This is a genomic window from Trinickia sp., from assembly GCF_051953405.1.
In the GTDB taxonomy this organism is placed as follows: domain Bacteria; phylum Pseudomonadota; class Gammaproteobacteria; order Burkholderiales; family Burkholderiaceae; genus Trinickia.
Genome location: NZ_JBQCIV010000128.1, coordinates 1 through 6,625, shown reverse-complemented (window position 1 = coordinate 6,625; position 6,625 = coordinate 1). Strand labels below are relative to the sequence as shown.

Here is a 6,625-nt window from a genome sequence, read left to right as displayed (position 1 = left end):
GCATAGCCGAGCGCGCCGACGGCGACCGCCGCCAGCATGAATAGATCGCCCGCTTGGAACGCACCGCCGCCCGCGTGCAGGGCATAGGCGACGACGAGGGCGCTGCCGACGGCCGCGCTTGCCCAAAACGCCGGCGACGGCCGCTCGCGCGAAAGCCATGCCGCGTAGATCGCGACGAACAGCGGCTGCAGGCCGTTGACGAGCGCGCCGTGCGAGGCCGGTACCGTTTTCATCGCCCAGGCCGAAAACACCGGGAAGGCGACGATGACGCCCAGCGCGGTCACGGCCAGGCCCTTGAGTTGGGCCCGGTTGGGCACACGCTCGCGGCGCCAGGCCAAGAGCGCCGCGGCCGGGACGGCGGCGGCGAGCGCGCGGCCCAAGCCGTTGAGCACCGGGTTCAGTTCCTGTACTACCACGTGCGTCATCGGCAGCGTCAAGCTGAAGATGATTACGCCGACGAGGCCGAGCAGCATGCCTCGTGTTTCACGCGATTTCGTCATCGAAAATCTCCTGGAAATTCAGTGGGGCCGCAAACGGGCGGTTACGCAAGCGTGCGCACGCCGGCCGGCGTTTCGATTTCGGCCGTCAGGGAGGCGACGCCGTCGGCGGCGCTCTCGAGTTCGATGAGAGGGGCGGCGCCCAGCCATTCGAGCTGGGCGCGGACCGTTTCGGCGCGCGGGTGCCGCGCTTTCAGCGCTTTGAGCGCCAGACCCGTCGCCGGCAGCCGGCCGCCCGGATGCTCGGTATCCCATTGAATCAAGGTGGGCACGATACCGTCGCCGGCGCCCTCCCAGGCGGGGAAGGCACCGTCCTCGGGCACCGTCAGTCGCCAGGTCAGGTCGCCGCGCGTCATCGGAATGACGCGTGGAATCCGTTGCGGGTACTGTGCCTGCCAGCGGCCGAGATCCTTGGGGCGCGGCACCCGGGCCGCCCAGTGCGCCAGGAACGGGCCGCGCTCGAGCCGTGCTTGCATCGCCGGGTCGTCGAGCGCGTACCAGCGGGGGCGGCGGCCCGCCGTCGCATCGGCGCGTTCGCGCTCGGCTTGCGGATCGATCGCGATGACTTCCAGGTAGGCGCCGCCCCATAAGCCGAGGAGCCGGTTGTGCGTCCCCATGGCGGCATGGGCACCGCCGCCGGTGGGCTCGACGCCGAGCGTGTCGGCGACGAAGCGCGCACCGTCTTCGAGGGTACGGGCGGCAACGACGAGGTGGTCAAGTTCGAGTGCGGAGGCGATTTTCATTGGAATGACGACGGTTGCAGGGATCGCGGCGCCTGGCGAAGGCTCCAAGCAGCGGCAGCGCGCCCGGCGGATTGAAATCAGCAATCACTTTAATCGGCGCGGCCAGCACAGTAACGGTACAATCGGCACGATACTTCTCGGTACAGTTCGCCGCCGCTATGTCTACCGCTCTGGATCAAATTCCCGCTCCGCACGGCGCGTCGCCGCTCACGCTTGTCGAGCAGCTGGTGCAATGGGCGCGGCGCCGGATCGAGGAACGCGTGTTCCGGCCGGGCATGCGCATGCCGTCGATCCGCAAGCTCGCACAGGATAAAGGCGTTTCGCGCTTCACCGTCGTCGAAGCCTACGAGCGGCTGGTCGCGCAGGGCTATCTGGATTCGCGCCGCGGCTCGGGATTTTATGTTCGAGAGCGCGCCGCCGCCGCGCCCGGGGAGCGCGGCGCGGGCGGTGCGGTCCAGCAAAACGGCGCGTCGCCGGGCGCGGCGCAGCGCCCGATCGATGTCGTCTGGCTCGTGCGCAATACGTTGCACGCGGGGGCATCCGACAAAGGGCCCGGTCTCGGGTATTTGCCCAGCGCTTGGCTCGACGGCGAACTCGTTGCGTCGGCCCTGCGCGCGCTGGCGCGGCAAAGTGGCGGCCAATGGCTCGGTACCGGTACCGCGCAAGGGTTTTTGCCGCTGCGGCAGCAATTGCAGACACGCTTGGAAGAATGGGAAATCGGTGCCGCGCCCGACCAGATCGTCCTGACCTCGGGCATCACACAGGCGATCGATCTGATCGCGCGGCTGTACGTGCAGCCGGGCGATGCCGTGATCGTCGGCGATCCCGCCTGGTTCCAGATGTTCGGCCGGTTCGCCGCGCAAGGCGCGCGGCTGGTGGGAATGCCCTATACGCCGGCGGGACCCGATCTCGACGCGCTCGAGGAACGGGTCAAGACGTGGCGACCGAAGATGCTTGTCATCAACTCGGTGTTGCAGAACCCGACGGGCACCTCGTTATCGCCTGCCCAGGCCTTTCGGATCTTGCGTTTGGCGGAGGAGTACGATTTCGTCGTGGTCGAAGACGACATCTATGGCGACCTGTGCCCGCCGAGCCACGCCGTTACACGGCTCGCGACGCTCGATCAACTGAAGCGGGTGATTTATCTCGGCAGCTTCTCGAAGACGCTGACGGCGAATCTGCGGGTCGGGTTCGTCGCTTGCGCCCCCGAGCTGGCCCAGGCGATCGCCGATCAAAAGGTGCTGATCGGCATGACCACGCCCGAACTCAACGAACGGCTGATCTACAAGATTCTGACGGAGGGGCATTATCGCCGGTACGTGGAGCGCTTGCGTGGGCGACTCGACGCGGTGCGCGAGCCCTGCGCGCGCATGCTGGAGCGAGCGGGATTTTCCTTGTTCAACATGCCGGCCGCGGGCATGTTCCTATGGGCCGACGCGGGCGTCGATGCCGATGCATTCGCGGCGGCGGGGCAAGAGGCGGGATTTTTGCTCGCACCGGGCAGCTTGTTCTCGCCCCAGCAATCGCCGACCACCTGGATGCGTTTCAACATCGCCAACTGCGGCGATCGCGCGCTGCCCGGCTTTCTGGCCGGTTACATCGAGGCGCAGCACCGTGTTGCGCGGCCCTTGAAAGGCGCGCCGCCCGCCCCCATTTGAGGGAGCACTGCGCGCTGCGCCGCCTTGCTCGGGCCGCGGGGCCGCGGGCGGCGCCGGCAAGCCGTCGTTTTCCGTCATCTACGAACCGTAACCGTACGCAAAGGAACTTGAGACCATGGCACAAGAAACCATGAGCTTTCAGGCAGAAGTGAAGCAGCTTCTGCAGTTGATGATCCATTCGCTCTACAGCAACAAGGAAATTTTTCTGCGCGAGCTGATTTCGAACGCCTCCGATGCCGCGGACAAGCTGCGCTTCGAAGCGATCGCCAAGAGCGAACTGTACGAGAACGATCCGAATTTGCGGATCCGCGTCGCGTTCGATAAAGAAGCGCGCACGATCACGATCGACGACAACGGTATCGGCATGAGCCGCGACGAAACCGTCTCGCACCTCGGCACGATCGCTCGCTCGGGCACCAAGGAATTCTTTTCGCAACTGTCGGGCGATCAGCAAAAGGACGCGGCGCTGATCGGCCAATTCGGCGTGGGCTTTTACTCGGGCTTCATCGTCGCCGACAAAATCACCGTCGAGACCCGCCGTGCCGGCTTGCCGGCCTCCGAAGGCGTGCGCTGGATCAGCGCCGGCGAGGGCGATTTCTCGGTCGAGCCGATCGAGCGCGCTCAACGCGGCACGACCATCACGCTGCATTTGCGTGCCGAAGAGGACGAACTCCTGTCCTCGTATCGGCTCAAGTCGATCATCCGCAAGTACTCGGATCACGTCGCATTGCCGATCCTCATGAAGAAAGAGGAGTGGGACGCCGAGAAGGGCGAGATGATCGTCAAGGACGAGGACGAAACCGTCAATCAAGCTAGCGCGCTTTGGACTCGCCCCAAGAACGAGATCGAAGACGAGCAGTACAAGCAGTTCTATCACCATCTGGCTCACGACGAACAGGACCCGCTGGCCTGGACGCACAACCGCGTCGAAGGCCGCAGCGAGTACACGCAGTTGCTTTACGTGCCCGCGCATGCGCCGTTCGATCTGTGGAATCGCGATCATCGCAGCGGCCTGAAGCTCTACGTCAAGCGCGTGTTCATCATGGACGACGCCGAGCAGTTGTTGCCGCCGTATCTGCGCTTCGTGAAGGGCGTGGTCGATTCGGCCGATCTGCCGCTGAACGTCTCGCGCGAGATCTTGCAAGAAAGCCGCGACGTTAAAGCGATTCGCGAGGGCGTGACCAAGCGCGTGCTGTCGATGCTCGAGGAAATGGCGAACGCCGAAACGGAGGAAGGCAAGGCCAAGTACGCGACGTTCTGGAAGGAATTCGGCCAGGCGTTCAAGGAAGGGCTCGGCGAGGATTTCACGAATCGCGAGCGGATCGGTAAGCTCGTGCGTTTCGCTTCGACGCATACCGACTCGGCCGAGCAGACGGTTTCGCTGGCCGATTACGTGGCGCGGATGAAGCCCGAGCAGACCAAGATCTACTACGTGACGGCCGATACGTGGCAAGCGGCCAAGAACAGCCCGCATCTCGAAGTGTTCCGCAAGAAGGGGATCGAAGTGCTGCTGTTGACCGACCGCGTCGACGAGTGGGCCCTGGCGTATTTCACCGAGTTCGACGGCAAGCCGCTCGCGAGCGTGGCGCGCGGCGATTTGGATCTGAACGCGTTCGACGACGAAGAGAAGAAGGCGCACGAGGCGATCGGCGAGACGATGAAGCCGCTCGTCGAGAAGATGAAGGACGTGCTGAAGGACAAGGCGAAAGACGTGCGTTTGACGTTCCGCCTGACCGATTCGCCCTCGTGTCTCGTGGCCGACGACGGCGAGATGACGGGGTATCTGCAGCGCATGCTGAAGGCGGCAGGGCAAAAGACGCCGGAGTTCCATCCGATCCTCGAAATCAATCCCGAGCATGCGCTCGTGAAAGCGCTTTCGCCCGAGCATGGCGATTTCGCCGATTGGTGCAACCTGCTGTTCGACCAAGCCGTATTGGCCGAGGGCGGCACGCTCGACGATCCCGCCAGCTTCGTGAAGCGCACGAACGCGCTGCTGCTCGCTCGGTAATGCGCGCCGCGCGTCTACGTTACGACGCCAAGAGCCGTGCCTGGCGCGCGGCTCAAAAGCCTGCCACGACGTTCGATCAGAAAGACTGGCTCACGCGCGGCGGTTCGCTGACGGCGCATCTGCGGGCGCTGGGCAGCGTGCGCGTGCGGGTGACGCGCGAGGCTGTCGATCGCGCGTGGGCCGATGAATGCGCTGCGCTGCGCATTGCGCCGCGTACGCGCGTGTGGGTGCGGGAAGTGGTGTTGGAGGTGGACGGCGTGCCGTTCGTTGCCGCCCACAGTATTGCGCCGCTCGGTGCGAGCCGTAGCGTGTGGCACGCGATGCGGCGGCTGTCGACGCGGCCGCTCGCCGAACTGCTTTATGCCGACAGCACGGTTGCGCGGTCGGTGCTCGTCAGCACGCGGCTTGCGCCGCGGCATCCGCTCGCGGCGCTCGCTCGGCGCGAGGTGGCGGGACGTGCGCCGCATGCGCTGCTTGCGCGGCGTTCGGTTTTCGTTCGGCACGGGGCGCCGCTCATGGTGACCGAATGCATGTTGCCCGCGTTGTGGGTGCATCTCGATGCGCGGCGCGCGCACGTCGTGCGAAACAGCAGCGGCTCCGGCTCGCCTCATCTTCCGCACGATCGGGGCGGGCGTCCGGCGCGGCCCGACCATGCGGGGCATGCGTCGAATCGGGCGAGCGCTCGAGCACCTTCCTCATCGTGACGTTCAAGCATTCGTTTGCGCCCGTCGTGAACGAGCAAACTCGCGTACTCGTGTTGGGCAGTTTGCCCGGCGAGGCGTCGCTTGCGCAAAGCCAGTATTACGCGCATCCGCAAAACCGGTTTTGGCATTTGGTGGGGGATGTGATTGGGGTGGCGCTGCCTCGCATGGAATACGAGGCGCGGCTGCAAGCGCTGCTCGATCATCGGGTGGGGCTGTGGGATGTGATTGCGAAGGCCAAGCGCGAGGGGAGCCTCGATAGTCGGATTCGCGATCATGCGACGAACGATTTGGCTGCGCTGGTGGCTGCGTTGCCGAATCTTGTTGCTGTTGCGTTTAACGGCGGTACGGCCGCGAAAATCGGAATGCAGCTCTTGGCCGAAAGCCGCATGTCGCTTGATCTCATCAAACTGCCGTCGAGCAGTCCTGCTTATGCGGCCGTGCCTTATGCCGAGAAGTTGAGGGCTTGGGAAGTGTTGCGGAAGTGGCTGTTGTGATGGTCTGCTAAGCAGCCAACCGATAGGGCATTCTGGACCCAGCGTACGGATCTTCGAGATATCCGTTATTCATCAAAAGCGATTCGACGGTTCGCTCGCTAACACCGAAGCGCGCTGCCGCATCCTCGAGCGCAGATTCGGAAAAGTCGCCATTCAAAAAGCCGACTAGCGACTCGATCGGGCAGAGAAATTCGGCCGCGAATGCGCGCTGGTATTTCTGCCGGGAAGTCGCCAAATCCGTAGAGGCTAACCAATTATTTGGACTAGTCGGTTCCCGGAGATAATCACCAAGCAAACGCGCAAACTCGAACCTTTTTGCGATTGGATGGCGTTTTCGGGACACGAAGTTGAGACCTTGCTGACCTATCCGCATAGCAACCGTTGCGTGAAGTTTGGGGGGGGGGGACCAAGACTCAAACTGACATTCGGTGAGACCCAGCAGATGCGAGAGCGCCTTAACGACGATAGGATCTTCAGCGTTTGAGAAAAGGGCACGCCACTGCTGGGCGGCAACGACCCCA

The 6,625-nt window shown here is 64.2% G+C and carries 7 protein-coding genes; 4 read left to right on the top strand and 3 right to left on the bottom strand.

All coding sequences use genetic code 11. The features are described 5' to 3' along the window. On the bottom strand, positions 1 to 500 hold a 500-nt coding region (locus ACTHN9_RS23210), incomplete at its 3' end, for a DMT family transporter (RefSeq protein WP_440539138.1). A gap of 41 nt (positions 501 to 541) precedes the next feature. Beyond that, a complete protein-coding gene (locus ACTHN9_RS23205) occupies positions 542 to 1,240 on the bottom strand; it encodes a VOC family protein (protein ID WP_440539137.1) in 699 nt (232 codons plus the stop codon). A gap of 158 nt (positions 1,241 to 1,398) precedes the next feature. On the opposite strand from ACTHN9_RS23205, the gene ACTHN9_RS23200 reads away from it, so the two are divergent. From ACTHN9_RS23200 to ACTHN9_RS23185, 4 genes are all read left to right on the top strand, one after another. Further along, entirely contained in the window at positions 1,399 to 2,898 is a 1,500-nt protein-coding gene (locus ACTHN9_RS23200) for a PLP-dependent aminotransferase family protein (RefSeq protein WP_440539135.1), read from the top strand. A 115-nt stretch (positions 2,899 to 3,013) separates the two neighbouring features. Then, complete coding sequence (gene htpG, locus ACTHN9_RS23195) at positions 3,014 to 4,906, top strand: molecular chaperone HtpG (RefSeq protein ID WP_440539134.1); 1,893 nt, start codon at positions 3,014 to 3,016, stop codon at positions 4,904 to 4,906. Then, the gene (locus ACTHN9_RS23190; RefSeq protein ID WP_440539133.1) at positions 4,906 to 5,610 is read left to right on the top strand and encodes a chorismate--pyruvate lyase family protein; all 705 of its coding nucleotides are present in this window, start codon (positions 4,906 to 4,908) and stop codon (positions 5,608 to 5,610) included. The genes htpG and ACTHN9_RS23190 overlap by 1 nt, the downstream gene beginning before the upstream one ends. Beyond that, complete coding sequence (locus ACTHN9_RS23185) at positions 5,607 to 6,104, top strand: DNA-deoxyinosine glycosylase (RefSeq protein WP_440539132.1); 498 nt, start codon at positions 5,607 to 5,609, stop codon at positions 6,102 to 6,104. Before ACTHN9_RS23190 ends, ACTHN9_RS23185 begins: the two co-directional genes overlap by 4 nt. Before the next feature lie 7 nt (positions 6,105 to 6,111). Here ACTHN9_RS23185 and ACTHN9_RS23180 read toward each other — a convergent pair. Continuing rightward, on the bottom strand, positions 6,112 to 6,625 hold a 514-nt coding region (locus ACTHN9_RS23180; RefSeq protein WP_440539130.1), incomplete at its 5' end, for an ImmA/IrrE family metallo-endopeptidase.

Coding starts and splice junctions, on each gene's coding strand:
- htpG (WP_440539134.1), top strand. CDS start 3,014: ATGGCACAAGAAACCATGAGCTTTCAGGCAGAAGTGAAGCAGCTTCTG.
- ACTHN9_RS23200 (WP_440539135.1), top strand. CDS start 1,399: ATGTCTACCGCTCTGGATCAAATTCCCGCTCCGCACGGCGCGTCGCCG.
- ACTHN9_RS23190 (WP_440539133.1), top strand. CDS start 4,906: ATGCGCGCCGCGCGTCTACGTTACGACGCCAAGAGCCGTGCCTGGCGC.
- ACTHN9_RS23205 (WP_440539137.1), bottom strand. CDS start 1,240: ATGAAAATCGCCTCCGCACTCGAACTTGACCACCTCGTCGTTGCCGCC.